This window comes from Bosea beijingensis (assembly GCF_030758975.1).
Classification (GTDB): domain Bacteria; phylum Pseudomonadota; class Alphaproteobacteria; order Rhizobiales; family Beijerinckiaceae; genus Allobosea; species Allobosea beijingensis.
The window spans coordinates 3712665-3736309 of sequence record NZ_CP132359.1 but is presented as its reverse complement, the minus strand read 5'-3'; the positions used below and the strand labels follow the sequence as shown (position 1 = coordinate 3736309).

General features: G+C 68.2%; 21 protein-coding genes. 15 read left to right on the top strand and 6 right to left on the bottom strand.

The features are described from left to right. The first annotated feature begins 27 nt into the window (after nucleotides 1-27). The 3 genes from Q9235_RS17815 to Q9235_RS17805 all read left to right on the top strand — a co-directional run bounded on the left by Q9235_RS17815 (nucleotide 28) and on the right by Q9235_RS17805 (nucleotide 3775). Nucleotides 28-1116 carry an extracellular solute-binding protein gene (locus Q9235_RS17815; protein ID WP_306223149.1) on the top strand — a complete coding sequence of 363 codons (1089 nt, stop codon included), beginning with the start codon at nucleotides 28-30 and terminating at the stop codon, nucleotides 1114-1116. Nucleotides 1117-1251: 135 nt separating this feature from the next. Beyond that, the gene (locus Q9235_RS17810; RefSeq protein ID WP_306223148.1) at nucleotides 1252-1509 is read left to right on the top strand and encodes a N,N-dimethylformamidase alpha subunit family protein; all 258 of its coding nucleotides are present in this window, start codon (nucleotides 1252-1254) and stop codon (nucleotides 1507-1509) included. A 13-nt stretch (nucleotides 1510-1522) separates the two neighbouring features. Then, nucleotides 1523-3775 carry a N,N-dimethylformamidase beta subunit family domain-containing protein gene (locus Q9235_RS17805; protein WP_306223147.1) on the top strand — a complete coding sequence of 751 codons (2253 nt, stop codon included), beginning with the start codon at nucleotides 1523-1525 and terminating at the stop codon, nucleotides 3773-3775. 25 nt (nucleotides 3776-3800) lie between these two features. On the opposite strand, the gene Q9235_RS17800 is transcribed toward Q9235_RS17805, so the two are convergent. Next, nucleotides 3801-4595 carry a shikimate dehydrogenase family protein gene (locus tag Q9235_RS17800; protein ID WP_306223146.1) on the bottom strand — a complete coding sequence of 265 codons (795 nt, stop codon included), beginning with the start codon at nucleotides 4593-4595 and terminating at the stop codon, nucleotides 3801-3803. Nucleotides 4596-4616: 21 nt separating this feature from the next. After that, a complete protein-coding gene (locus Q9235_RS17795) occupies nucleotides 4617-5858 on the bottom strand; it encodes an aminotransferase class III-fold pyridoxal phosphate-dependent enzyme (protein WP_306223145.1) in 1242 nt (413 codons plus the stop codon). Between the two features lie 150 nt (nucleotides 5859-6008). On the opposite strand from Q9235_RS17795, the gene Q9235_RS17790 reads away from it, so the two are divergent. The 7 genes from Q9235_RS17790 (at nucleotide 6009) to Q9235_RS17760 (ending at nucleotide 13401) form a co-directional block, all read left to right on the top strand. Then, nucleotides 6009-7604 carry an ABC transporter substrate-binding protein gene (locus Q9235_RS17790; protein ID WP_306223144.1) on the top strand — a complete coding sequence of 532 codons (1596 nt, stop codon included), beginning with the start codon at nucleotides 6009-6011 and terminating at the stop codon, nucleotides 7602-7604. 22 nt (nucleotides 7605-7626) lie between these two features. After that, complete coding sequence (locus Q9235_RS17785; protein WP_306223143.1) at nucleotides 7627-8643, top strand: ABC transporter permease; 1017 nt, start codon at nucleotides 7627-7629, stop codon at nucleotides 8641-8643. Then, nucleotides 8640-9521, top strand: a complete 882-nt coding sequence (locus tag Q9235_RS17780; RefSeq protein WP_306223142.1) for an ABC transporter permease — start codon at nucleotides 8640-8642, stop codon at nucleotides 9519-9521. Before Q9235_RS17785 ends, Q9235_RS17780 begins: the two co-directional genes overlap by 4 nt. Before the next feature lie 211 nt (nucleotides 9522-9732). Continuing rightward, entirely contained in the window at nucleotides 9733-10242 is a 510-nt protein-coding gene (locus tag Q9235_RS17775) for a hypothetical protein (protein WP_306223141.1), read from the top strand. A gap of 14 nt (nucleotides 10243-10256) precedes the next feature. Next, nucleotides 10257-10895, top strand: coding sequence for a L,D-transpeptidase (locus Q9235_RS17770; protein WP_306223140.1), 639 nt, complete (start codon nucleotides 10257-10259; stop codon nucleotides 10893-10895). A gap of 44 nt (nucleotides 10896-10939) precedes the next feature. Next, nucleotides 10940-11965 carry an amino acid ABC transporter substrate-binding protein gene (locus Q9235_RS17765; protein ID WP_306223139.1) on the top strand — a complete coding sequence of 342 codons (1026 nt, stop codon included), beginning with the start codon at nucleotides 10940-10942 and terminating at the stop codon, nucleotides 11963-11965. 323 nt (nucleotides 11966-12288) lie between these two features. Next, on the top strand, nucleotides 12289-13401 hold the full coding sequence (locus tag Q9235_RS17760) for a porin (protein ID WP_306228326.1): 1113 nt from the start codon (nucleotides 12289-12291) through the stop codon (nucleotides 13399-13401). A 53-nt stretch (nucleotides 13402-13454) separates the two neighbouring features. Here Q9235_RS17760 and Q9235_RS17755 read toward each other — a convergent pair whose 3' ends face one another. The 4 genes from Q9235_RS17755 to Q9235_RS17740 all read right to left on the bottom strand — a co-directional run bounded on the left by Q9235_RS17755 (nucleotide 13455) and on the right by Q9235_RS17740 (nucleotide 17205). Then, complete coding sequence (locus tag Q9235_RS17755; protein ID WP_306223138.1) at nucleotides 13455-14627, bottom strand: NAD(P)/FAD-dependent oxidoreductase; 1173 nt, start codon at nucleotides 14625-14627, stop codon at nucleotides 13455-13457. Continuing rightward, complete coding sequence (locus Q9235_RS17750; RefSeq protein WP_306223137.1) at nucleotides 14624-15985, bottom strand: FAD/NAD(P)-dependent oxidoreductase; 1362 nt, start codon at nucleotides 15983-15985, stop codon at nucleotides 14624-14626. Before Q9235_RS17750 ends, Q9235_RS17755 begins: the two co-directional genes overlap by 4 nt. Next, complete coding sequence (locus Q9235_RS17745) at nucleotides 15978-16292, bottom strand: (2Fe-2S)-binding protein (RefSeq protein ID WP_306223136.1); 315 nt, start codon at nucleotides 16290-16292, stop codon at nucleotides 15978-15980. Before Q9235_RS17745 ends, Q9235_RS17750 begins: the two co-directional genes overlap by 8 nt. A gap of 88 nt (nucleotides 16293-16380) precedes the next feature. After that, on the bottom strand, nucleotides 16381-17205 hold the full coding sequence (locus Q9235_RS17740) for an IclR family transcriptional regulator (protein ID WP_306223135.1): 825 nt from the start codon (nucleotides 17203-17205) through the stop codon (nucleotides 16381-16383). 121 nt (nucleotides 17206-17326) lie between these two features. On the opposite strand from Q9235_RS17740, the gene Q9235_RS17735 reads away from it, so the two are divergent. The 5 genes from Q9235_RS17735 (at nucleotide 17327) to Q9235_RS17715 (ending at nucleotide 23644) form a co-directional block, all read left to right on the top strand. Continuing rightward, the gene (locus tag Q9235_RS17735) at nucleotides 17327-18100 is read left to right on the top strand and encodes an enoyl-CoA hydratase/isomerase family protein (protein ID WP_306223134.1); all 774 of its coding nucleotides are present in this window, start codon (nucleotides 17327-17329) and stop codon (nucleotides 18098-18100) included. A gap of 67 nt (nucleotides 18101-18167) precedes the next feature. Then, a complete protein-coding gene (locus tag Q9235_RS17730) occupies nucleotides 18168-19235 on the top strand; it encodes an ABC transporter substrate-binding protein (protein ID WP_306223133.1) in 1068 nt (355 codons plus the stop codon). A gap of 23 nt (nucleotides 19236-19258) precedes the next feature. Then, nucleotides 19259-20335, top strand: coding sequence for an ABC transporter ATP-binding protein (locus tag Q9235_RS17725; RefSeq protein WP_306223132.1), 1077 nt, complete (start codon nucleotides 19259-19261; stop codon nucleotides 20333-20335). Beyond that, the gene (locus tag Q9235_RS17720; RefSeq protein ID WP_306223131.1) at nucleotides 20332-22098 is read left to right on the top strand and encodes an ABC transporter permease subunit; all 1767 of its coding nucleotides are present in this window, start codon (nucleotides 20332-20334) and stop codon (nucleotides 22096-22098) included. The genes Q9235_RS17725 and Q9235_RS17720 overlap by 4 nt, the downstream gene beginning before the upstream one ends. Before the next feature lie 16 nt (nucleotides 22099-22114). Then, on the top strand, nucleotides 22115-23644 hold the full coding sequence (locus Q9235_RS17715) for a class I adenylate-forming enzyme family protein (RefSeq protein WP_306223130.1): 1530 nt from the start codon (nucleotides 22115-22117) through the stop codon (nucleotides 23642-23644). Nucleotide 23645: the final 1 nt, after the last annotated feature.

Here is a 23645-nt window from a genome sequence, read left to right as displayed (position 1 = left end):
CGAAGGCCAAACAAGGGGAGCCTCGCGATGACCACCGACAGCAAGATCTCGACGACCCGGCGCCATGTGACCCGGCGTAAAGTCCTGGCAGGAGCACTTGGTGCGACGACCCTGGCGGTCGGCGGCCGGGCGCTCGCCCAGTCCCAGGAGGTGATCGTCGCCACTACCGGCGGGCTGATGGAACGCAGCCTGCAGGAGCATTTCTACAAGCGCTTCGAGGCGCAGACCGGGATCAAGGTCCGCTCCGTCCCGATCGAATTGCCGGATCAATGGGCGCGCGCCCGCGCCGGCCAACGCAGCGGCAACATCCCGTTCGATGTCGTCACCGCGACGCCGCCCGACCTGATCCAGCATGCCGACATCCTTGAGCCGATCGATTGCGCCGGCCTGCCCGGAATCGTCGCCAATGCCCTGCCGAATGCCTGCTTTCCGCGCGGTATCATCCGCACGGCCGGCGGCATGGCGCTGACCTGGAGCAAGAAGGCGTTTCCGAATGGCGGGCCGCAATCCTGGGCCGATTTCTTCGACGTCCAGAAATTCCCGGGGCCGCGCTCCCTGCCGGATACCGGCGACCGCGAATGGTGGGTGCCGCTGGCGGCCCTGCTCGCCGATGGCGTCGCGCCGGACAAGGCGTTTCCGCTGGATATCGACCGGGCCTACAAGAAGCTCGACGCCCTGAAGCCGCAGGTCGCGGCCTGGTGGAAGAGCGGCGACAACGCGATGCAGATCATGCGCGGCGGCGATGCCGTGATGATGATGGTCTATTCCAGCCGCTCGGTGCCGCTCGCCAAGAGCGGCGATTTCGACTTCACCTGGAATCAGGCGATCCGCGACGTCGGCAACTGGGCCGTGCTCAAGGGCAGTCCCAATGTCGCCAACGGCATCAAGTTCCTCGATTTCTTCGTGCAGGACGGCAAGGAGCATGTCGCTTTCAGCGAAAAGGTCTCCTTCGACTCCAATAATCGCGAGGCGCCGAATCTGGTGCCGCCCGAGGAGCGCCGCTTCCGCCCGTCCTGGCCCGAGAACTGGTCGCGGCTCGTCATCGCGGATTACGACTGGATCGCCGCCAACCGGAACGCCCTGCGCGAGCGCTGGGTGACCTGGCTGACCAAATAGGCCGCACGCGCCATCGGCCGGCGCCGTTCTCGCGACGCCGGCCACCATGCCGAGGTTTCAAAGCCGATGCTCGTAAACTATTCCGACGCCGCGCACTGGCCCGTCGATCCATCCCGTCAGGATCTGGTCGATGAGATGCGGGCGCGGCCCCGTGGCCCGCATAGCCACGACCTGCAGCGCCTGCTGCACCGGATGCGCTGGACCGGAGTCGGCAAGCGCCATGTCCTGATCACCCTCGATCCGGGCCGCCGCTGGATACTGGCCCGTCTGCCGGGGCGGCGCGGTGCCTCGATCGAGACCTTTCCCAATCGGGTGTTCACCAGCCTGGCGGAGGCCGAATGGGCCGTCTTCGCCATCCGCTGGGAAGCGCTGACCGGGCAGAAGCTGGACTGAAGGGCCGCTCCTCATGAGAGATACCACCGCCGTCCTCGGCTATGCCTGGCCGCTCGTCGTCTCGCCGGGCGAAACCGTCTCCTTCCATCTGTCGAGCCCGAGCCTGAAGCAGGCGCAGGCGAGGATCGTCCGGGTGCGCTGCGCCGATCCCGATCCGGACGGGCCGGGCCTCAAGCTGAGCGAGCCGGGAACCGCGATCGACGGGCCGGTCGCCCTGCGCGACCAGCCGATCCATCCGGGCTCAGCAGCGATCATCGCCGACAGGCCCGCTCTCGCGCCGGCAAGCTTCTCCGTGGGCTGCTTCATCTGGCCGACCGCTCCGCTCGACGGCGCCCAGACCATCCTGTCGCGCTGGCGCGGCGATCTTGCCCAGGGCTGGCGGCTCGGCCTGGACGAGAGCGGCCATCTCGTCTTTGCGGTCGCGGGCGCGGCCGGCGGCGCGGAAGCGCGCTCCGCCAAGCCGGCGATCGAGCGGGAATGGTTGTTCGTCACCGCCAGCTACGATGCCGCGACGGGACGAATCGGCCTGACCCAGCGCAGCCTCGATCCACAGGCCGGACGCGACCGCAGCGGCACCCGCGAGGGCAGAGCGCCTGCTGCACTGGCCTGGCCCACCGACACGGCGCTGGTCTTCGCGGCGCAAGCGCTGGAGGGCGGTGCCGATCCGCTCACCGGCGCCCATTACGACGGCAAGATCGACCGGCCTCGCCTGTTCCGCGAGGTCCTGCCGGAAGACGCCATGCGCCGCGCCTGCGAGATGCTCGCGCCCTCACCGGCCGATCCGGCGCTGGTCGGCGCCTGGGATTTTTCGCGTGAGATGGCGGGCGATAGCGTGCGCGACGTCTCGACCAATCGGCTCGACGGCCGGCTGCGCCACATGCCGATGCGCGCGATGAGCGGCGCGAACTGGGACGGCTCCGTGGTGCAATGGCGGGAGCGGCCCGAACTCTATGGCGCGATCCATTTCCACCGCGACGACATGGCCGATTGCGGCTGGACGCCCGACCTGACGCTGAGCGTGCCGCAGGGCTGGCGCAGCGGCTTCTATGCGCTGAAGCTGACGGCGCGCGAGGGCAGCGACGATCCGGTCGAGAGCTATGTCTCCTTCTTCGTCCGTACGCCGCCGGGGCAGGCGAAGGCCCGGCTCGCCCTCGTCGCGTCGACGGCGACCTATCTGGCCTATGCCAACAGCGCGCTGCGGCTCGACCAGGTCCATGCCGAGGCGATGCTGGAAGGGGTGATCGCGCTGTCGCGCGACGATGCCTATATCCAGGAGCATCGCGAACTGGGCTTATCGACCTACGACACGCATAGCGACGGCAGCGGCTGGTGCTATTCGACCGCGAAGCGGCCGATCCTGAACATGCGCCCGCTCGGCAACACCTTCAACTACGTCAACGACACGCATATCATCGACTGGCTCGAGGCGCTCGGCTTCGACTACGACGTCATCACCGATTGCGACATCGACCGGCACGGCGCGCAACTGCTCGAGGCCTATGCCTGCGTGATCACGCCGTCGCATCCGGAATATTACAGCCTCAACATGATCGAGGCCTTCGATGCCTATCAGCGCGGCGGCGGACGGCACATCTATCTAGGCGGCAATGGCTTCTACTGGCGCATCGCCTGGCACCCGAGCGAGCCGCACCAGTTGGAGATCCGCCGCGGCATGAACGGCCTGCGCACCTGGGAGGGGGAGGCGGGCGAGAACGGCCTCTCCTTCACCGGCGAGCCCTCCGGGCTCTGGCGCACGCATGGGCGGCCGCCGCAGCGGCTCGTCGGCGTCGGCTTCGACGCCCAGGTCTTCACCCGCTCCTACCCCTATGAATGGCTGGAGGATGCGCGCGATCCGCGTGTGAGCTGGCTGGTCGAGGGCATCGACCTCACGCAGCCGCTCGGCGATTTCGGCCTGCGCGGGGGCGGGGCCGCCGGGCTGGAGGTTGACCGCATCGAGCCCTCCCTGGGCTCGTCGCCGCAGATCCTGCGGCTCGCGACGGCCGACCGGCTCGACTATGGCGGCGTCCCGACCCTGGAGGAATTGCGGACGCTCCATCGCGGCGTAATGGGCGACCAGAACGCGCTGGTGCGGGCCGATCTCGCCTTCTTCCCGACGGCGGCCGGCGGGGCGGTGTTCGCGACGGGCTCGATCGCCTGGGCCTGCGCGCTGACCTGCGACGGCTATGACAACTCGGTCAGCCGGGTCACGGGCAATGTCCTGCGTCGCTTCCTCGATCCGGCGCCCTTCGCCGGCTTCGAGGATTGATGAGCAGGAGCTTCTGAGGAATCCGTCAGCCCAGCCCGACCAGGTTCGAAGCGGCCCGGAGCTGGGCGAGCAGCATCGCCCGGCCCGGCACGGTGCGGCAGCCGCGCGCCGCGGCGGCGGCGAGGAACGGCGTGACGGGCGGCGTCATCACGACCTCGGCCGCGACGGCGGTCGGCGGCAACCGGCCTACATCGAAAGGCAGTGGATCGCTCTCGCGCATGCCGAGCGAGGTGGCATTGACGGCGATGTCGCAGGCGGCAGCATCGCCATCCCCCGCGATGACGCGGCAGCCGGGATAGGCCTTGGCAACAGCGGCGGCCAGCGCCTGTGCCTTCTCCGGGGAGCGGTTCACGATGGTGAGCGCTGCGGCGCCGGCCTCGGCCAGCGCAAAGGCGATCGCGCGCCCGGCCCCGCCCGCGCCGGCTTGCAGGATACGCGCGTCCTTGACGGTGACGCCCGCCTCAAGAAGGCCGCCGATGAAGCCGAGGCCGTCGACATTGTCGCCATGTAGCGTTCCGTCGGCGTTGCGGCGGACGAAATTGACGGCGCCGACCAGCCGCCCGCGCTCGCCGACCGAGTCCAGCAGGTCGATCACAGCGATCTTATGCGGGATCGTGACACCGAACCCGGCGACGTTCCGCAGCGTCCTGAGCGTTCCGATCAGGACCGGCAGGTCCTGCGGCGCGACATGCAGCGGCGAGACCGCAGCATCGATGCCGCGGCTCGCAAAATGCTCGTTGAGCAGGGAGGAGCCGATGATGTGAGCCACCGGATCGCCCAGGATGAAGAGGATGCGGGTCCTGCCGGTGATGGGCTGCATGGCGCGACCGCCGCCCGAGCCTTACGCCGCCGCCCGGTTCCGCGCGGCCACGGCCGCGAGTCCGGCATCGGCGGCGGCCAGCGCCTCTTCGATCTCGGCCTCGCCATGGGCAGCCGAGAGGAACATGTTGTGGCGCGGGTGAAAATAGACGCCGCGCGTCAGCGCGGTCTGGCTGAACAGATTGCCCTTGGCGAAATCCGCGTCGTCCTCGAACAGGAACAGCGGCATCTGGACCGGACCGCTCTGGCGCAATCCGACTCCGTGGCGTGCCGCGAGCGCGTCGAGCCCATCCCGCAGGCGCCGGCCCATGGCGTCCAGCCGGTCGATCACCTCGCCGCGCCGCAACACCGTCAAGGTCGCGATTCCCGCTGCCATCGGCACGGCCCCGCACCAGAACGATCCGGTGACGAAAACCTGGGATGCGGCCTTGCGCAGCCATTCGCGGCCCGTGACGGCAGCCAGCGGATGGCCATTGGCGATCGCCTTGCTCCAGGCGGCGAGATCGGGACGCACGCCGAGCGGCTCCCAGCTTCCGGCGAGATGGAGCCGGAAGCCGGCCCTGACTTCGTCGAGGATCAGCGCGGCGCCCTTGGCGTCGCAGGCGGCGCGGGCCGCCTCGGCGAAGGTGCGCGTCGGCAGTTCCTGGTCGCGCGCGAGATCGTGGCGATAGGCCGAGACGATCACGCCGGCGAGATCGTCTCCGGCTTCATCGGCCGCCATGGCCAGGCTCTGGGCATCGTTGAACTCGTAATAGAGGATATGGGCGCGGTCCTCCTCGGTGACGCCGATGACCGAGGGCGAGCACCACGGCACCGCGCCGTGATAGGCGCCCCGCGCCACGAGCAGCTTGCGCCGGCCGGTCGCGGCGCGTGCGATCGTCGCGCAGGTCGTGGTCGCGTCGGTGCCGTTCTTCTGGAACTGCGCCCAGTCGGCATGCGCGACCGTGTCGACGAGCAGTTCCGCGAGCTCGACCATGGCCTCAGCCGGGCCGTTCATGCAGTCGCCGAGTCGCGCCTGTCGTTCGGCCGCAGCCTCGACCTCGGGATGGTGATGGCCGAGCAGGTTCGGCCCCCAGCTGCACATGAAATCGAGATAGGAGCGGCCATCGACATCCCACAGGCGGCAGCCTTCCGCCCGTGCGAAGAATTGCGGGTAGCCCTCGGGCAGGCGATTGGCGTGAAGATGCCCCCACATGCCGCCCGGGACGACGCGCAGGGCGCGGTCGCGAAGGGCCGCGTCAGCGGAGTTCTTGACATCGGTCATGGCTGTCCTCCATGATTTGATATATCATATAGTAAGATTGACTTGGCAAGAGCTTTCGTGTCGCTTTGGAGAGGCCGCGCGGAGCGGTCCGTGCGGGGCGGGCGATGCCGGGTCCGAGGGTGTAAAAAACAAGAGCGGGAGGGTTTTGAGATGCAGGCAAGCTGGCTGAGGACATCCCTGGCGCTGGGCGCCGCCGCGCTGTCGCTGGCGGCCCTGACGGAGCCGCTTCGGGCGGCCGATACGCGCCCGCTCGTGGTCGCGCGCAACATGGACATCGTCTCGCTCGATCCGGCCCGGTCCTTCTGTGACACCTGCCAGATCTATCTCTCGGCCGCCTACCAGACGCTGGTCACGCTCGCGCCCGACAACAAGACGCTGGTGCCTCATCTCGCGACCGCGTGGGAGGTCAGCCCCGACCAGACGCGCTTCTCCTTCAAGATCGCGCCCAATGCGGTGTTTGCCGATGGTACGCCGGTCACGTCGGCCGATGTCGCCTGGTCGCTGATGCGGCTAAAGCACATGAAGGCGGACGCCTCCTTCCTGATGGACGCGCTGAGCGCGGTGGAGACCCCCGACGACAAGACCGTCGTGCTGCGGACCGCCCAGGCCAATTCGGAATTCCTCCAGATGCTGGCCTCGCCCTATGCCGGCATCATCAACCGCAAACTCGCCGAGGCGAATGGCGCCAAGAGCGGCGAGAACGCCAGCAGCGCCGACCAGGCCGATGCCTGGTTCTTCGCCAACTCCGCCGGCAGCGGCCCCTACAAGCTCGCGCTCTATCGCAACGGCGACCAGCTGCGCCTCGTCGCCAACGAGAAGTTCTGGGGCACGCCGGCTAAGACTCCGGAGGTCATCGTCAAGCAGGTGCCCGACGCGGTGGCGCAGCTCCAGGCCCTGCAGGCCGGGGCCGCCGATGTCGCGATGCAGATCGATTCCGACACGGCCGCCTCGAGCAAGGACCCCAACCTCGTGCTGGGTTCGGTGCCGAGCTACAATTTCATCTATCTGGCGCTCGGCGTCGGCGCCAAGGCCAATACGGTGCCCCTGACCAAGCCGGTCCGGGAGGCGATCGCGGCCGCGATCGACTATCAGGGGCTGATCGAGTTCACCGTCGGCGGCAAGGGCAAGCTCCAGCCCGTCGCGATCCCGAACGGCTTTCCCGGCAACCATGATCTGCCGGTGCCGAAGCAGGACCTCGCCCTTGCCAAGGCGAAGCTCGCCGAGGCCGGGCAGCCCAACGGCTTCACGATGAAGGCGGCTTTTCCGGGGGTGAATTCCTACGGCGTCGACCTCTCGCTGATGATGCAGAAGCTGCAGCAGGATCTCGGCCGCGTCGGCATCAAGCTGGAGCTGGAGCCCATTACCTTCGCGGTCTGGCGCGAGCGCGTCGCCAGCGAGGGCATCCCGATCACCGCCTCGTATTACGCGCCGGACTATTTCGGCACGGTGCAATACGTCCAGTTCTTCTCGATGATGGAGGGAAGCTCCTGGTCGAAGCGCGCGCATGCCACGAAGGTGGACGGCGTCATCAATGCCAAGGAGGGCGAGCTTCTGAAGAAGGCGCTTGCCGCCGGCCCGGCCGACAGCGACAAGATCTTTCGCGAGATCGCGCTTGAGATGATCGGCGACAAGGTCATCATTCCGGTGGTCAGCCCCGATCTGATCCTCGCCGCACGAAAGGGCGTGACCGGGGTGCGCTACAGCGCCTGCTGCAATCTGGACCTCAGCCAGATCGAGCGCCAATAGCGTCCGCCCGCCGGGAGAGCCCATGCTCAAGGTGGCATTGCAGCGACTGGCGATGATGCCGTTTCTCCTGCTCGGCATCATTACGGTCGCCTTTTTCCTGACGCAGGTGACCAAGGGCGATCCGCTCGCCGCGCTGATCGGCGAGCGGCAGATGAACAATCCCGTCGTGGTCGCGGCCGCCAAGGAGCGCTGGGGGCTCGATCGCCCCCTTGCCGAACGCTATCTCGTCTATGTCGGCAACCTCGCGCGCGGCGACATGGGGACATCCTTCCGCACGCGCCAGCCGGTCGCCTCCGACCTAGCGCAGCGATTGCCCGCGACGCTCGAACTGGTCATCGCCGCGGTTCTGGTCGGTGGGGGTGTCGGTACGGTTCTCGGCCTGGTGGCGGCCAAGATGAAGGACCGGGCCGCCGACACCGGCATCCGGATCTTCGCGCTTGTCGGTTCCTCGGTGCCGATGTTCTGGCTCGGGCTGATCGCGCTCTTCATCTTTTTCGCCACGCTCGGCTGGGCTCCCGGACCGGGGCGCCTCGACACCCGTTCGCTGCCGCCGCCCTTCGTGACCGGCTTCTTCACGATTGACGCGCTGATAGCGGGGGACGGCGCCAAATTGCGCGATGCGCTGGCCCATCTCGTGCTCCCCGCCTTGATGCTCGGCTGGACGGTGGTCGGGATCGTCGCCCGCCTCGTGCGCGCCAGCCTCATCGAGGTGCTGACGCAGGATTACATTCTGGTGGCCCGGGCCAAGGGGGCAGGCGAGGTGCGCGTGCTGGCGATCCATGCGCTGCGCAATGCCCTGATGCCGACCCTGACCATCCTCGGCTTCACCTTCGCCTATTTGATCACGGGCGCAGTCCTGACGGAGACGATCTTCGCCTGGCCGGGCATCGGTTCCTACGCGGTCGAGGCGGCGCGGACGCTCGACCATCCGGCGATCATCGGGGTCACCATCGTCGGCGGCGTGGCCTTCCTGATCACGAACCTCGTCACCGACATCGCCTATGCGTTCGCCGATCCGCGTTTGCGGGACCGCCGATGACGGCCGCGACCGAGCCTTCGGCCCCCGCAAAGCGGACCGGCTGGCGCCGGCTCTTCCGCAGGATCGCGCCCGGCGGCGCTGCCCGCTGGACCTTGCTCTGGGCCCTGGTCGTCGTCGCCGCCTGGATTCTCGTCGCGGCGACGATCGATCTCTGGACGCCCTATGATCCGGTGGCGCTGGCGGGGCGCCGGTTGCAGCCGCCGAGCATGGCCCATTGGCTCGGCACCGACGCCCTGGGGCGCGACGTCCTGATCCGCACGCTCTATGGCGTCCGCTTCTCGCTGCCGATCGCGGTGGGCGTGCTCGTCGTGGCCGTCGCCATCGGCTGTGCGATCGGGGCTTTTGCCGGCTATGTCGGGGGGCTTGCGGACGCAGTCCTGATGCGCCTCGCCGATATCACGCTGTCGTTTCCGGCCATGCTGCTCGCCATGGCGGTTGCCGCCACGCTCGGGCCGGGGCTGCTCAATGCCGGCATCGCCATGGTCGTGGTCTGGTGGCCGATCTATGCGCGGCTGATGCGGGCCCAGGTTCTCGCTGTGCGCTCGCTGGAGCATGTCGAGGCGGCGGTGGCGATCGGCGCGTCGCGGCGGCGCGTCCTGTTCGGCCATGTGCTGCCGCTGTGCTGGACGCCGATCCTGGTCAATGCCACGGCCGATCTCAGCCAGATCATCCTGCTGGTGGCGGGGCTCAGCTTCATCGGCCTGGGCGCGCGGCCGCCGACGCCGGAATGGGGCCAGATGGTCGCGGAGGGCGCAACCAGTTTCTACAATTGGTGGATCGCGGCGGGGCCGGGCCTCGCCATTCTGTCGCTGTCGCTCGCGTTCAGCTTCATCGGTGACACGATACGCGATCTTCTCGACACCCGGTCGAGGACCTAGAGCGTTTCCGGCGAAGCTTCACCGATCGTGATGGCGAGGCTTCCGCGCATGCGGGAGCCGCTGCAACGCTCACCGACGCGGCGATCGCGCCGCCCCCCATTGACGAGCTGGTCACTGGTCATTCAGGCTGCCCTCGTGGCGGCCGGGGGGCCCGCCGACTCCTCGTTTCTCATGCCCCGAGGCTTCACCGACCACGCATCCCGGAGGAAAGATGATACGCAGCCCTGTCGAGCCGCGCAGCGCGCAGCGCCCGGCCCTTGCCACGCTGGCTTGCGGCCTCATCTTGCCCCTGGTCCTCGCGGGCTGCGGCGGCGGCGAAAGCCTGCCGCCGATTGCCAGCGCCGGCGCGGCGAGCGCGCCGGCCCCTGCTAATGTCTCGCGCGAGGCGCTGATCGGGCGCTGGGGCGTGGCCTCCTTCCATACGGAGAAGGACCGCAAGCGCACGGAAACCGAGGCGCGGAGCCAGTGCAGGCAGCCCTATGTCATCGCCAAGGGCGCCGGCGACGGGGTGATGATGCATGTCGCGGATGATCCCAAGCTCTACGAGCTCAGGCTGAAGGCGGGCGCCGGTGGCAAGACCTATCTCGGCTTCGAGGCCCCGGCCGGCGATCCGCAGGACCGCGAGCTGCTCTCGGTGACGCCGAAGGAGATCGTAGCGCGCTTCGTCGATGCCGACGCCAACGCCCGCTACGGCACCTTCATCTATAGCCGGTGCGCCTGAACGGAGGCGATGCGATGAACCCGACCATCCGAAGCACGCTGCGCGGCCTCGTCGTCTCAGGACTAGGGCTCGTGCCGCTTCTCGCGCTGCCCGGCGCGGCGGTAGCGCAGCCGCGCCCGCCGGCGGCGGTCGATGAGACGATGGAGATCGGCGAGGAGCCGGGCCGCGTCTCGACCGAGGACGCCACAATCACCGAGGGGCCCTACGCCCGCCAGATGGTGCTCTTCCGCTCGAACGAGGCGCCGGGCACGGTGGTGATCCATTCGGCCGAGCGCTTCCTCTACGTGGTGCAGGGCAATGGCCGCGCGCTGCGCTACGGGATCGGTGTCGGCCGCGAGGGCTTCACCTGGTCCGGCCAGGTCCAGGTCAGCCGCAAGGCAGAATGGCCGGACTGGCGCCCGCCGCCGGAAATGCTGCAGCGCCAGCCCTATCTGCCGCGCTTCATGGCCGGCGGTCCGGGCAATCCGATGGGCGCGCGGGCGCTCTATCTCGGCTCGACCGTGTTCCGCATCCACGGCACCAACCAGCCCGAGACGATCGGCCAGGCGGTCTCGTCGGGCTGCTTCCGGCTTGCCAATGGCGACATCGCCGATCTCTACGAGCGCGTGCCGATCGGCACCAAGGTCGTGATCCGCCACAAGGCGACGCTGTGACCGCCTCCGCAACCTCCGCCGACCTGCAAAAGGAACGGACAGATATGTCGAAGGCCAACTGGTTTTGCCGCAGCGGTCTCGGTCTCGCCGCCTTCGTCAGCCTCGCCCTTCCGGCCGGCGCCGGCACGCTCGACAGCGTCAAGCAGCGCGGCACGCTGCAATGCGGTGTCAGCGAGGGCGTCGCCGGCTTCTCCGAGAAGGACGCGCAGGGGAACTGGCGCGGCTTCGATGTCGATCTCTGCCGCGCCGTTGCCGCGGTCGTGCTCGGCGACGCGGGCAAGGTCGCCTTCACGCCGCTCTCCGCAAGCCAGCGCTTCGATGCGCTGAAGGGCGGCAAGGTCGACCTGCTGGCGCGCAACTCGACCTGGACGCTCGGCCGCGAGGCCGAGCTGGGCCTCGCCTTCGCCGGTATCACCTATCATGACGGCCAGGGCTTCCTGGCGAAGCGCGCGCTCAAGGTCGACACGGCGCTCTCGCTCGACAAGGCGAATATCTGCGTCGAGGCCGGCACCACCACGCAGCTCAACCTCGCCGATTTCTTCAAGGCCAACTCCATGACCTACGAGGAAAAGGTCTATCCGAGTGCGGCCGAAGCCTTCGCCGCCTTCGAGGGCGGGCAGTGCGACGTGCTGACCCGCGACCAGTCGGCGCTGCATGGCGACCGGCTCAGGCTGGCGAAGCCGGCCGAGGCGATCGTGCTGCCGGACGTGATCTCGAAGGAGCCGCTCGGGCCGGTGGTGCGCAGCGACGACTTTCCCTGGTTCACCCTGGTGAAATGGGTGGGTTTCGCGCTAGTCAATGCCGAGGAGCTCGGCATCTCCAGCGCCAATCTCGACGAGGCGCTCAGATCCCAGAAGCCGGATGCGCGCCGCTTCATCGGTGCTGAGGGCGGTTTCGGCAAGGCGCTCGGCCTCGATGCCGACTGGGCGGTCCGGGCCGTCAAGGCCGGCGGCAACTATGCCGAGATCTACGAGCGCAATCTCGGCACCGGCTCGAAGCTCGGCATCCCGCGCGGCCTCAACCAGCTCTGGAGCATGGGCGGCATCCTCTACGCCCCGCCGCTGCGCTGAACCACGCAAGCCATGGCCATCGGGAAACGCAGCGCGCTCGGCGGCCATGGCCTTTGGCAGTCCTTATCGGTCTTCCGGGTCGCCATCCCGGCGCTTGCCGCCCTCTGCGTTGCTCTGCTTGCCGGCAGCCCGGCAGAGGCCGCGAGCAAGCCGCCGCTGTTCCTGCGCAGTTGCACGATCACCCCTCCCGATCCGGCACCGGTCTTTTCGTCGCTTGCCGCATCGAAGCCCGCTGCGGCAAGCGACGACGATGACGAGGAGGAGGAAGGCGAGGACGGAGCCGATGACAGCCCCCGCGGCTTCATCGCGCCCCTCTCCAACACCTGCATCGCGATCNGGCGGGGCCCCCCCACGACGATGACGAGGAGGAGGAAGGCGAGGACGGAGCCGATGACAGCCCCCGCGGCTTCATCGCGCCCCTCTCCAACACCTGCATCGCGATCTCGGGCACGGTCAATGCCGGTATCCAGCGCGACGATTACAAGGCGAATGCGCTGGCGCGGGCAACAGGGCAGGTGCCGCAGAATGCGTCCAGCTTTCCCCTGAGCAGCAGCTTCCGGATCGAGACCGGGCAGACGCTCGCCGACGGCCGCTATCTGGCGAGCGCCTTCGAGTTCTCCGTGGACACCAATAGCGAGGGCGGCAGCGAGCTCACCATGAGCGAAGCCAGCGTCACCTTCGGGGCCTTCGCCTTCGGGCTGGCAGGCTCGCGCTTCGATTTCTGGACCGGCGGCGACTTCGCCTTCATCGGGCGCATTCCAAGCCGCACCGTCGCGCTGATCGGCTATGAGCGGCAATTGACCGACGGGCTCGGCCTGTCGCTTTCGGCCGAGGACACCGCGGTCGACCGGCGCACGGTGGTGCCGGCGGGAAGCCGCTTCCCGGACGGTGTCGTGCGCCTGCTCTATGAACAGGATGGGCTGACGCTGCATGGCGGCGTCGCGGTGCGGGACGTGCCGGGCGCCGGCGGCGCCCACCGCCTCGGCCGGGCCGCCATCCTTGGCGCGACCTGGGAGCGGACTGTGCTGGACCGGCCGCTGACGCTGACGGCCCAGATTGCCGGCGCGGTCAACGCCGCTCCCTATCTCGGCTCGCGGCTCGACCAGCGCACCGCTTTTTCAGTCCTGACCAGCGACCTCACGATGCGCGGCTGGACCGGTGTGATCGCGATCGGGCGCGAATGGACGGATGAGTGGTCGAGCAACGCCTATATCAGCCGCTACCGGCTTTCGGTGCCGAATCCATCCGGGCTGGCGGGCAGGATCCAGATCGACCGCGTGGCGGCGAATCTGATCTGGGCACCGATCGATGGGCTGCGGCTCGGCCTGGAAGGCTCGCTCGCCTGGCAAAAGCTCGACCTTGCCGGAAATGCGCGCGCCGCGAGCCTCAACGGCCGCCAGAGCTCGGCGCAGCTCTTCGTCGAGCGCAGCTTTTGACGCCCGGGCGAGACCGGACCGCGCTGCCCGGATGAATCGATTGCTCGGCTCGGCTATGCCCGCTTCGGAGCGCTGTCGAATTCCCGCAGAAACTTTTCGCTCACGGTTGCGGCCGCGCGGAAACGGGTGATCGCGAAGGGCTCTAGCGGCGTCTGCGTTTCGCCGTCGAGGATCATTTCGCTGAGGCAAAGGCCGACGCCGGGGCCGATCTGGAAGCCGTGGCCGCAGAAACCGAAGGCATGGAACAGACCGGGCGTCGTTCCGCTGCGGCCGATCACCGGGATCATGTCCGGCAGATAGGCCTCGATGCCGGACCAGACGCGGATGACATGGCATTGCGCCAGCATCGGCGCGACACGGGCGAGCGCCCGCATCGCTGCGAGCGTCTTGGCGGGCGGCACCGGGGCGTGGTTCGCCTGCGGATCGGCCGCCGTGCGCGGGTAGCCGGCGAGGATGATGTTGCCGCGCGGAATCTGGCGGAAGATCACCGAGCCGTCGATCGCCTGTACCGAGGGTTCGATCCGGTAGGGGAACGGCTCGGTCACGAATTGCGGCGGCCCGGCCGGGAAGACCGGCGCGGTCTCGCCGAAGCGCTCCGCGATTTCCAGCGCCCAGGCCCCGGCACAGTTGACCAGAGCGCCGGAGCTTATCCGGTTGCCGTCGGCCAGCGTCAGCGAAAAGCCGTCGCCGGAGCGCTCGACGGCCGTGACGCGTGTGTTTTCCAGGATGGTGGCGCCCTGTCTCGCAGCCGCTCGTGCCACGGCCGGAGTAGCCAGCCTTGGATTGGCGGTGGCATCGCGGGCAGAGAAGGTTGCGGCGACGGCGCGCTCGCTGAGCCAGGGCCAGCGACGGCGCAGATCGGCGGGGCCGACCCGTTCGATCGCGAGCCCATAGGCTTCGGAGACCTTTGCATAGCCTTCGAGCTTCGTGTGCTCCTCTTCGTCATAGGCGAGGTAGAGATGGCCGGTCTGTTCGAACTCGCAATCCTCGCCGATCAGCGCCTCGAAATCCTCCCACAGCGCCTGCGAGCGCAGCGACAGCGGGTACTGGCCGGGAAAGCGGCCCTGCAGGCGCAGATTGCCGAAATTGACGCCGCTCGACTGTTCTCCGACGACGCCCTTCTCGATCAGCGTCACACGCTGGCCGCGCTTTGCGAGGAAGAAGGCGGTCCAGGCCCCGATCAATCCGCCGCCGACGATCGCGACGTCGGTCGTTTGCGTGCTCATGCCGGTTCTTCCGCAGCGGCGAGCGCGATCGGCTTGACCGGTGCCTGCCCGCGCAGGCGGCCGGCGGCTTCTCCGCCTTGTCCTGTTCCCGTCGCGACGATCTCCTGCAGGGCCGGCCCGCAGACGCGGCCCTGGCAGCGGCCCATGCCGCAGCGGGTCATCGCCTTGACGCGGTTGACCTCGACGGGGCCGAGCGCCTTCGCCATGGCGGTGCGCACCTCGCCGATGGAGACGTTCTCGCAGCGGCAGAGCGTGACGGAAGCGGGGAGGGCGGCGATCTGCTCCTTCGGCCAGATGAAGGCGCGGGCCAATCCGCGCTGGAAATCGCGCAGCCGGGTGACACGCCGCGCCAGCGGCCTGATCACAATGTCCTGCGCCCGGCCGAGATCGGAGAGGATGGCATGGGCGGCGAGCGTCCCGCTCACCTCGGCCGCATCGGCGCCGCCTATCCGCACGCCGTCGCCGGCGAGGTAGAGCCCCGGCCGTGCCCGGCCGAAGCCGTCGATCTTCGGCAGGAACAAGCGGAAATCCGGATCATAGGCGAAGGCTGCCCCAGCGAGATCGGCGAGCTGCGTCTCGGGCTTCAGGCCATAGCCGAGCGCGATTGCGTCGCAGGCAAACCGCCGTTCCCGTCCGCTGCCGTCACGCAGGACGAGAGCCTCGACGCGGCCGTCTCCTTCGACGGCGACCGGTGTCACGCCATGCAGCATCGGGATGCCCGCGCGCAGGGCCGACGCCATGTACCAGAGCCCGCGCAATAGCGTGCGCGGCGCGCCGAGCAGGGCCGGCATCGCGGCGAGCTTGGCGGAGAATGGCGTCGTATCGGCGATTACGGCGATCTCGGCACCCATGGCGCGGTATTGCTTTGCTGCCAGCGTCAGCAATGGCGAGGAGCCGAGGAAGGCGACGCGGCTGCCGATCAGGCAGCCCTGGTCCTTGAGCGCGACCTGCGCTCCGCCGAGCGTGAAGACGCCGGGCGTCGTCCAGCCCGGCAGAGGCGCGATCCGGTCCATCGCCCCGCTGGCGATCAGCAGCCTTTCGCAATCGAGCGTCTCGGCCCGGCCGTCGCGCAGCAGATGCAGGCGCTTGCCGTCGATCGCCCAGACCAATGTCTGGGGCCGGTAGTCGATCCGGGGCTGCAGGGCGGCGAAGCGGGCATGCAGGGCGGCGTATCGACCAGCCTCGGAGCCCATCAGCCTGGCCATGTCGAGAGCGAGGTCATCGGCTGGCCGGCGATAGCCCTGTCCGCCGGCGCGGGCGCCTTCATCGATCAGGATGGGCTTCAGCCCGTTCGCAACCAGCAGCTCCGCGGCGCTGATCCCGGCCGGGCCGGCGCCGATGATGACGATCTCAGCCATGGGCAGGTACCATGCCCTGCGGTTCGGCGAAGAGCTCCATGCCTTCGCTAACAGGCGTGGTGCAGGCCCTGATCCGGCCGCCGGCCGCGCTCCAGACCCAACAATCCTGGCAGGCGCCCATCAGGCAGAAGCCGGCGCGCGGCGCGGCCCCGAATTCCAGCCGGCGGACGAGGGCGCCGTTCTCCAGCAGTGCGGCGAGAACGCTGTCACCGCCGGTCGCGTGGATCGGCACGCCATCGAAGCTGAGGGTCACCGCCGCTCCGCCCCGGAATGCCACGCGGCGGAACTGCGCCTGGGAACGTTCCATTTGATCTCAGATATATTGCAATGCGATATAAGTTCGTGGATTTTGATAAGTCGTATTTCGTTCTGTCAAGACCTCCGGTGCCGCTTTCTCAGACGCGCGAGATGGCGTGAGCGGCGGCGATGACCAGCGAGGAGAAGCGCGAGACGACCTCCTCATGGCTATAGCGCGAGGTCGAGGTCGCGATGTTGACGGCGGCCTCCGGGCGGCCGTGATGGTCGACCACCACGGCGGCGATCGAGGCGTCGCCGATATAGACTTCCTCGAAGGCCGTGGCGTAGCCCTGCGCCGCCGACCGGCGCAGCTTTTCGCGCAGAGCCTCGCGCTGCCAGGTCGTGGAGGGCGTGTAGACGCGGCGGTCGGAGGCGTCGATGATCGCCATCGCCTCGTCCTCGGGCAGGCGCGACAGCATGGCGATGCCCGGCGCCGTGGCATAGGCGGGCATGCGCGTGCCGATGATGACGTCGGTGTTGAGGACGTGCCGGCTGAGGAAGCGCGAGACGAAGATGATCTCGGTCTCCTCGCGCACGGTCAGGTTCACCGTCTCCTCGGTCTCCTTGCTGAGATGCATGAGATAAGGCATCGCCCGGTCGAGCAACCGGCTGCTGCGGACGAAATGGTAGCCGAGATCGAGCGTCTTCGCCGTCAGCTCGAAGCGCTTGGTCTGTGCGTCCTTGCGCAGGTATCCGAGCTTGGTGAGCGTATGGGTGAAGCGCTGGGCGGCGCTGACATCCATCCCCGTTTCAGATGCGACCTGCGACAGGTTCAGCGTCTGGTGCTGGCGACCGAAGGCCGAGAGCACGCGAAAGGCCTTCTCCACCGAATTGACCATCAGCGCGTCGTCCTTGCGGGGCGCCTGGTCGGCCGGCGCGGCCGCGCGCCTGCGGCCGGTCTGTCTCTCTTCGGGCATCGTCATCGGGCCTGCTCTCCTTGGCGCGATCAATGGCTGCGAGGAACGGCCTTGACAAGGTGAGCCGCCTCCGTAATATTTTCAATAGAAATTATCGCATTGCAATAAATATCCATCGGAGAGCGCTATGAAAGACTCTGTTCTGGTCGAGGTGCGTGGCGCGGTCGGCATCATCACGCTCAACCGCCCCGAGATCCTGAACGCCTGGAACGCGCCGATGCGCGAGCGGCTGGTGGCCTGTTTCGACGAGATGGAGGCGAACGAGGCCGTCCGCGCGATCATCCTGACGGGTGCGGGCGAGCGCGCCTTCGGCGCCGGCCAGGACCTGAACGAGACCAAGACCTTCGATCCGGACCGCGCCGAACTGTGGATGGGCGAATGGGAGCGTCTCTATGACCGCATGCGCTCGCTTTCGAAGCCGCTGATCGCGGCGCTGAACGGCGTCGCGGCGGGCTCCGCCTTCCAGGTCGCACTGCTCTGCGACCTGCGCGTCGGCCATGCCGGCGTCACCATGGGCCAGCCCGAGATCAATTCCGGCATCGCCTCGGTCACCGGCCCCTGGATCATGAAGGAGATGATCGGGGTCGCCCGCACCATCGACCTGACCCTGACCGGCCGGATGATGGATGCCGACGAGTGCTTCCGCATCGGCCTGATCAACCGGATCGTGCCGAAGGAGCAGGTGATGCAGGCCTCGCTCGCGCTGGCCGAGGAGCTTGCCGGCAAGCCGCCGGTCGCCATGCGCCTCAACAAGGCCCGCTTCCGCGAGATCACCGAGGAGAGCTTCCGCGAATGTCTCGCGGCCGGCATCCGCAATCAGCGCGCCGCCTACGCCACCGGCGAGCCGGCGCGGATGATGGAAGCCTTCCTCGCCAAGCGCGCGGCGCGAAAGACGGCCTGACCACAGCAACCGACCATCCGATCACCCACGGGGAAATGCGGAAAACCGCTTGAAAGGGGAGTAGACGATGACGAGCCTGACCACGAAACCGACCCGACGCACCCTGCTGCAACTCGCTGGCGGCGTCGCTGCCGGCGCCGTCGCCGCGCCCTACCTGACGGGCACGGCGCGCGCCGCGACCCAGATCACGGTCGCCGATCCCGGCGGCCCGTTCGGACCGGCCTTCCGCAAGGCCTTCTACGATCCCTTCGAGAAGGCGACCGGCAACAAGGTCGTCAACGTCGCCCGCGAGGCCGAGCCCACCGCCCAGTTCAAGGCGATGGTCGAGACCAAATCCTATACCTGGGACGTCTGCACGCTGACGCTCTCGGCCCGCGACATCCTGAAGGGTCAGGGCCTGCTCGATCCGATCGGCTTCGCGCATGCCGACGTGCCGAAGCTGATGCCGCAGGCGATCTCGCCCGAGTTCATGGGCACGGACGTCTACTCGACCGTCTTCGCCTACCGCACCGACCGCGTGAAGAACGCGCCGGCGAGCTGGACCGACTTCTTCAATGTCGAGAAGTTCCCCGGCCGGCGCGCGCTGCGCAAGAACCCGATCGACACCATCGAGCAGGCGCTGCTTGCCGATGGCGTGCCGCTCGACAAGCTCTACCCGCTCGATATCGACCGCGCCTTCAAGGTGCTCGACAAGATCAAGCCGCATGTCGCGGTCTGGTGGACAGGCGGCGCGCAGTCGACCCAGCTCCTGCAGAGCGGCGAGGTCGACATGCTGCCGGGCTGGAACGCCCGCCTGCAGGCCGCGATCGATGGTGGCACGCCGGCCAAGATCGTCTGGAACCAGGGGCTCTACTCGATCGAGGGCTGGGGCCTGCCCAAGGGCGGGCCGAAGGCGGATGTCGCCCGGCAGTTCATCCGCTTCTGTTCCGACCCGAAGGCGCAGGCCGTGTTCACCGAAGCGCTGGCCTACGGTCCGACCAATCTCGACGCTTATCAGACGATCCCCGCCGAGCGCGCCAAGGTGCTGCCCACCTCGCCGGAGAACCTGAAGCAGATGGCGATCGCCAACGAAGACTGGTGGAGCGCGAACCGCTCGAAGGTCACCGAGCGCTTCAACGCCTGGCTCCTGACCTGACGGCAATGGGGACGGGTGCCGGAATGACCGCGAACCAGCCGAAATCGGCCGAGCTCGTCGTCGCAGGGAAGCTTGTCATCGAAGGACTTGGCAAGCGCTATGGCGCGACCACGGCCCTCGAGCCGAGTTCGCTCAGCGTCGCCGAGGGCGAGTTCCTCACCTTGCTGGGGCCTTCGGGCTCCGGCAAGACGACGCTGCTTCAGCTCATCTGCGGTCTGGTCGAGGCCAGCGAGGGCCGGGTGGTGATCGACGGGCGCGACCAGTCGAACATGCCGGTCCATCAGCGCGATATCGGTCTCGTCTTCCAGCATTACGCGCTGTTCCCGCACCTGACGGTCGCGGAGAACATCGCCTTTCCGCTCAAGATGCGCGGGCGCCCCTCGGCCGAGATCGCCGGCCGGGTCGCGTCCACGCTCGACATGGTCCATCTTGGCCATCTCGCCGGGCGCTTCCCGCGCGAATTGTCCGGCGGCCAGCAGCAGCGCGTCGCGCTGGCGCGCTGCTTCGTCTACCAGCCCTCGATCATCCTGATGGACGAGCCGCTCGGCGCCCTCGACAAGAAGCTGCGCGAGCATATGCAGATCGAGATCAAGCGCCTGCACCGCGAGAGCGGCGCCACCATCGTCTATGTCACGCATGATCAGGAAGAAGCGCTCGCGATGTCCGACCGCATCTGCCTGATGAACCACGCCAAGATCGAACAACTCGGCACGCCGCGCGAGATCTACGAGCGACCGCGCACGGCCTTTGCCGCCGATTTCATCGGCATCTCCAACATCTTCCGCGGAAGCTGGGACGGCAATGGCGCGCTCGACACGCCGCATGGCCGCTTCGCCCTGCCGAGCGGCGCGAATTGCCAGAGCAAGGACGCCGCCCTCGTCATCCGGCCTGAAAACCTCCATCTCGGCGAGCGCGACGGCAATGCCGTGCGCGGCCGCGTCAGCGAGATCGTCTATGCCGGCTCGGAGACGCGCGTCATCGCCGCGCTCGGCGATGGCAGCCCGCTCGTGCTGCGGCTGGGGCCGGACGATCCGGTGCCGGCGATCGACCAGGCCATCGTCGCCGGCTGGGCCCGCGACAAGGCGGTGCTGGTCGCATGAGCGCGGTCGCGGCAGGCAGGGCTCCGGCGCGCCGGGGCAAACTGAAGTTCGGCCCGCTCTGGCTGGCGGTGCCCGGCCTGGCGTTTCTCGCGATCTTCTTCGCCTGGCCGGTGGCGCAACTGCTCGGCCTCAGCCTCGTCGATTCCGAGACCGGCGGCTTCTCGGCAGGCGCCTATCAGCGCATCGCCGCGACCGACGTCTATCTGCGCGTGCTCGGCATCACCTTCCGCATCGCCGGCTGGACGGCGCTCTGGTCGCTGCTGATCGGCTACCCGCTGGCCTATTGGCTGGCGCGCCTGCCCGACATGTTCCGTGGCCGGATGCTGCTCTTCGTCATGGTGCCGTTCTGGACGAGCTATCTCGTCAAGACCTTCGCCTGGATGATCGTGCTCGGCCGCAGCGGCATCATCAATTCGCTGGCGACCGGCTCCGGCCTGGTCGACCAGCCGCTGCCGCTGCTGCACAACATGTTCGGCGTGATGGTCGGCATGGTCCACGCCATGGTGCCCCTCGCGGTGATGACCATGCTGCCGGTGATGACCGGCATCGACCGCCGCCTCGTGCAGGCCGCGCAGACGCTCGGCGCCGCGCCGGCGCGGGCCTTCTGGCTGGTCTATTTCAAGCTCTCGCTTCCGGGCGTCGCGGCGGCGGGGCTGCTGGTCTTCATCTCCTCGCTCGGCTTCTTCATCGTTCCCGCCTTCCTTGGCGGGCGGCAGGAGACGATGCTGGCCCAGCTTATCATCACCCAGGTGCAGGAGCTGCTGAACTGGTCCTTCGCCGGGGCGCTCGCGGCGATGATGCTGGCGGCTGCGCTGGTCTCCTGCTGGATCTACGACCGGCTCTTCGGCATCTCGACTATCGCCGGCGGCTCGGCGCAGGCCGGGGCCGGACGGATCCGCGATCTCGGCCTCGCCATCCTCGGTGTCGTCGGCGATATCGCCGGGCGCGTCGCGGCCGTGGCGCAACGCGTGCTGGGCAAGCGCGTCTGCGAAGCGCTGCTGCCGGGCTTCTGCTGGCTCGTCATCGGCTTCCTCGTGCTGCCGACGCTGCTGGTTATCCCGCTCGCCTTCACCTCCTCGCAGTTCCTCGAATTCCCGCCGCCCGGCTACGGCGTCAGTTGGTTCCGCACCTATTTCGAGTCGCCGCTCTGGCTGCAGGCGACGCTTCGCTCCTTCATGGTCGCCTTCGCCACCGCTTTGGCGGCGACCGCGATCGGTGGCTTCGCGGCGCTGGCGCTGGCCCATAGCCGGACGCGCTGGAGCGGATTGATCTTCGCCTTCTTCCTCGCGCCGATGATCGTGCCGCGCATCGTCATCGCGGTCGGGCTGTTCTACCTCTTCGCCCGCATCGGGCTCGTCGCCACCGATCTCGGCCTGATCATCGGCCATACCGTGCTGGCGATCCCGTTCACGCTGGTCACCATCGCGGCCGTGCTCAAGACCTACGACCAGCGGCTCGACCAGGCGGCGGCGACGCTCGGTGCCAACCGCGTCCGCACCCTGACGGGCGTGACGATCCCGCTGGTGAAGGGGGGGCTCGTCGCGGCCTTCCTCTTCGCCTTCATCACCTCCTTCGACGAATTGACCATCGCGATCTTCGTCTCGGGCGGCGTCAAGACGACCCTGCCGAAGCAGATGTGGGACGACATGATCCTGCAGCTCAACCCGACACTGGCGGCGGTCTCGGTCGTCGTCTTCGTAGTGGTGACGGTGATGCTGCTGTTGGCCGAACGCTTCCGCTCCTCCTCTTCTTCCAGATCCTGACGACCGAAGCGCAACCATGACCTCCCCAGACAAAGACGGCTTCGCAAGCCTTCTGACCGCGCGCGCCGCCGCCGAGCCGGATCGCGTCTATGCCCGCTTCAACGGCGAGCCGCTGAGCTATGGCGAGCTCGAGCAACGCTCGGCCGCCTTTGCGGCGCATCTTCGGGCGCGCGGCATCGTCGCGGGCGACCGCGTCGCCGTGATGATGCGCAATTCGATCGCGACCATCGCCGTGGTCTTCGGACTGGCCCGGGCCGGCGTCGCCTGGGTACCGGTCAATGCCCAGCAGCGCGGCGAGGGGCTGAACTATCTCCTGACGCATTCCAGCCCGCGCCTCGTCGTCGCCGATATAGAGCTCGCACCGCAGATCGCCGAGGCGATGGGGCCGGATTCGGCTCTGCCGGTCTTGCTTCATGCGCCGGGCGGCGATCTCGATGCGGTGCTCGCCGGGACCACCGGCTTCGGCGAGCCGGCCCCTGCAGCGGATGCCGTCTTCGCGATCATGTACACCTCCGGCACGACAGGGCGGCCGAAGGGTGTGATCGTCTCGCACCGCATGCTGCGGCTGGCGGCCGAGAGCGTGCTCTATCTCTCCGATGCCAAGCCCGGCGAGGTCTTCTTCGTCTGGGAGCCGCTCTATCATATCGGCGGCGCCCAGCTCCTGCCGCTGCCGATGATCCGCGACGTGACGCTGGCCATGGTCGAGCGCTTCAGCGCCAGCCGCTTCTGGGCGCAGGTCCGCGAAGAGGGCGCGACCCATATCCATTATCTCGGCGGCATCCTGCAGATCCTGCTGAAGCAGCCGCCTTCCGCGCTCGACCGGCAGCATGGCGTGCGCATCGCCTGGGGCGGCGGCTGCCCGGCCGATATCTGGCCGCAGTTCCGTGACCGCTTCGGCGTCGAGATCCGCGAATGCTACGGCATGACCGAAGCCTCCAGCTTGACGACCTGCAACACCAGCGGCGTGGTCGGCTCTGTCGGGCAGCCGATGCCCTGGTTCACCGTCAGGCTGCTCGATGGCGAGGGTAAGCCGGTTGCGGCGGGCGAGCGCGGCGAGATCGTGGTCGAGACCAGCATCCCCGGCGCGATCTTCCCCGGCTATCTCGACAACCCCGAGGCGACCGCGAAGGCCCTGCGCGGCGGGGCCCTCCATACCGGCGATCTCGGTTCCTTCGACGCCGACGGCAACCTCTCTTTCCACGGCCGCATGACCGACAGCGTGCGCTGCCGGGGCGAAAACGTCTCGGCCTGGGAGGTCGAGCATGTCGCGGCCGAGCACGAAGCCGTCGAGGACTGCGCGATGATCGGCGTTGCCGCCGATATCGGCGAGCAGGACATCAAGCTCTTCGTCAAGCCGCGCCACGGCGCGATCGTCGATCCGCAGGCCCTGTCCGGCTGGCTCGGCCAGCGCCTCGCGCCCTACCAGAACCCGCGCTACATCGCCCTGGTCGACGAGTTCGAGCGCACGGCGAGCCAGCGCATCATGAAGCACAAGCTCTCGCCCCGGCTCGACGATTGCTGGGACAGGGCCGCGATGGGACGCTGAG

Bases quoted from the DNA above. Each gene is read 5' to 3' on its own strand.
- Q9235_RS17815 (WP_306223149.1), top strand. From the start codon at position 28: ATGACCACCGACAGCAAGATCTCGACGACCCGGCGCCATGTGACCCGG.
- Q9235_RS17810 (WP_306223148.1), top strand. From the start codon at position 1,252: ATGCGGGCGCGGCCCCGTGGCCCGCATAGCCACGACCTGCAGCGCCTG.
- Q9235_RS17805 (WP_306223147.1), top strand. From the start codon at position 1,523: ATGAGAGATACCACCGCCGTCCTCGGCTATGCCTGGCCGCTCGTCGTC.
- Q9235_RS17800 (WP_306223146.1), bottom strand. From the start codon at position 4,595: ATGCAGCCCATCACCGGCAGGACCCGCATCCTCTTCATCCTGGGCGAT.
- Q9235_RS17795 (WP_306223145.1), bottom strand. From the start codon at position 5,858: ATGACCGATGTCAAGAACTCCGCTGACGCGGCCCTTCGCGACCGCGCC.
- Q9235_RS17790 (WP_306223144.1), top strand. From the start codon at position 6,009: ATGCAGGCAAGCTGGCTGAGGACATCCCTGGCGCTGGGCGCCGCCGCG.
- Q9235_RS17785 (WP_306223143.1), top strand. From the start codon at position 7,627: ATGCTCAAGGTGGCATTGCAGCGACTGGCGATGATGCCGTTTCTCCTG.
- Q9235_RS17780 (WP_306223142.1), top strand. From the start codon at position 8,640: ATGACGGCCGCGACCGAGCCTTCGGCCCCCGCAAAGCGGACCGGCTGG.
- Q9235_RS17775 (WP_306223141.1), top strand. From the start codon at position 9,733: ATGATACGCAGCCCTGTCGAGCCGCGCAGCGCGCAGCGCCCGGCCCTT.
- Q9235_RS17770 (WP_306223140.1), top strand. From the start codon at position 10,257: ATGAACCCGACCATCCGAAGCACGCTGCGCGGCCTCGTCGTCTCAGGA.
- Q9235_RS17765 (WP_306223139.1), top strand. From the start codon at position 10,940: ATGTCGAAGGCCAACTGGTTTTGCCGCAGCGGTCTCGGTCTCGCCGCC.
- Q9235_RS17755 (WP_306223138.1), bottom strand. From the start codon at position 14,627: ATGAGCACGCAAACGACCGACGTCGCGATCGTCGGCGGCGGATTGATC.
- Q9235_RS17750 (WP_306223137.1), bottom strand. From the start codon at position 15,985: ATGGCTGAGATCGTCATCATCGGCGCCGGCCCGGCCGGGATCAGCGCC.
- Q9235_RS17745 (WP_306223136.1), bottom strand. From the start codon at position 16,292: ATGGAACGTTCCCAGGCGCAGTTCCGCCGCGTGGCATTCCGGGGCGGA.
- Q9235_RS17740 (WP_306223135.1), bottom strand. From the start codon at position 17,205: ATGACGATGCCCGAAGAGAGACAGACCGGCCGCAGGCGCGCGGCCGCG.
- Q9235_RS17735 (WP_306223134.1), top strand. From the start codon at position 17,327: ATGAAAGACTCTGTTCTGGTCGAGGTGCGTGGCGCGGTCGGCATCATC.
- Q9235_RS17730 (WP_306223133.1), top strand. From the start codon at position 18,168: ATGACGAGCCTGACCACGAAACCGACCCGACGCACCCTGCTGCAACTC.
- Q9235_RS17725 (WP_306223132.1), top strand. From the start codon at position 19,259: ATGACCGCGAACCAGCCGAAATCGGCCGAGCTCGTCGTCGCAGGGAAG.
- Q9235_RS17720 (WP_306223131.1), top strand. From the start codon at position 20,332: ATGAGCGCGGTCGCGGCAGGCAGGGCTCCGGCGCGCCGGGGCAAACTG.
- Q9235_RS17715 (WP_306223130.1), top strand. From the start codon at position 22,115: ATGACCTCCCCAGACAAAGACGGCTTCGCAAGCCTTCTGACCGCGCGC.